The organism is Salmonella sp. SAL4457 (assembly GCF_046548235.1).
Classification (GTDB): domain Bacteria; phylum Pseudomonadota; class Gammaproteobacteria; order Enterobacterales; family Enterobacteriaceae; genus Salmonella; species Salmonella enterica.
This window is the reverse complement of the sequence record NZ_JBGDZO010001249.1, coordinates 1-239: the sequence shown is the minus strand read 5'-3', so window position 1 is coordinate 239 and position 239 is coordinate 1. Positions and strand designations below refer to the sequence as shown.

Below are 239 nucleotides of genomic sequence, written 5' to 3'. Positions count from 1 at the left end.
CCACCTGGCCGCCCTCGCGCAGCAATTCGCGCACACGCATGCCGTTGAATGCCTCGCCGCCGTCGTGACGCGCCTCGGCCAGCACCCGCAGCACCAGGCGCGCATCGTCGGTCACCGCATCGAAGAATCGCGTGCCGCCGAGCAGCCGTTGTTCCTTCAGGCCCGGCGCCAGGTAGCGCAACGCGGCGGCGTCGTAGAAACGGTGGTTGCGCCGCCCGGCAAGGGCGTCGTACACGCTC

Annotated in this window: 1 pseudogene; it reads right to left on the bottom strand. The window is 70.7% G+C overall.

From position 1 onward, the window contains the following. Positions 1-239: pseudogene (locus ACLJNW_RS28195) on the bottom strand (hypothetical protein); the annotation flags it as partial.